Below are 1088 nucleotides of genomic sequence, written 5' to 3' on the forward strand. Positions count from 1 at the left end.
GGCATCGCGCTGGTCTCCGACGTCGGCTGGGTCATCGCCCTGCGCGTCCTGCAGGGCGTGGGCGGCGCGCTCCTGCAGCCGGCGACGCTGGCGGTGCTGCGGCTGGCCTACCCCGCTGACCGGCTCAGTATCGCGGTCGCCATCCGCACCAGCGCGATCGGGCTCGCCGCGGCGGCCGGGCCGATCCTCGGCGGCGTCCTGGTCGCGCATTCAGGCTGGCGCGCCGTCTTCCTGGTCAACATCCCCGTCGCCGTCGTGATCGCCGGGCTCTGCCTCGCCGTGCGCCTACCGGCACCTGCGCGTAGTGCATCGCAGCCGCTCGGTTTCACCGGCCCGGCCCTGCTCGTGACGGCGCTCGCGATCGGGGTCCACACCCTGGTCGGGGTGCCGGCGCACGGGTGGACCGCCGCCCCGGCCCTGCTCGGGTTCCTGGCCACCGCGGGTGTCGGGGCGGCATTCGTTCTGCACCAGCGCCGCGCCGAAGACCCGCTGGTGCCGGCCGCTGTGGCGCGGTCGGTCACGGTGGCGGCCTCGATGGTGATCTTGCTGGTCACCACGGGCGGCATGTTCGGCGCGTTGTTCGTGGCCACGTTCCTGTTTCAGGACGTCTTCGGGCTCGATGCCCTTACCAGCGGGTTGCGGGTGCTCCCGATGACAGCGCTCATGATCGTTGGCGCACCGGTCGCCGCGGCCGCGCTGCGCCACTACGGCCCACGCCGCACCGCGATCACTGGATCGGTTCTGGTCGTGGCCGGCATCGCAGGGCTGTCGCAGCTGGAACCGGGGAGCGCGCCGGCGTTCACCGGCGTCACCTTCGCCGTGCTCGGCGCGGGGTTCACCGCCGTCATGGTCACCGCGACCGGCACCGTCATCGGCGACGCGCCACCCGGGTACGCCGGCGTCGTCGGCGGGATCAAGCAGACAGCCATGAACGTCGGCCCCACCCTCGGCATCGCCATCGCGGCGGGCATGATGGCGGCGACGTCCCCCGCAGCCGGCGGGGCGACGACCGCGCCCGCGACCGGCGCCTCTTTTGTCGTGCTGGCGGGCCTGGCCGGCCTCGGCCTGATCCCGGCGTCCCTGCTGCC

At 73.9% G+C, this 1088-nt stretch carries 1 protein-coding gene; it reads left to right on the forward strand.

The window, feature by feature from the left end; all coding sequences use genetic code 11:
• The coding region (locus ACIBVN_RS60925) for an MFS transporter (protein WP_397152061.1) at positions 1 to 1088 on the forward strand (1088 nt) is incomplete at both ends.

Source organism: Nonomuraea sp. NPDC049400 (assembly GCF_044466425.1).
In the GTDB taxonomy this organism is placed as follows: domain Bacteria; phylum Actinomycetota; class Actinomycetes; order Streptosporangiales; family Streptosporangiaceae; genus Nonomuraea.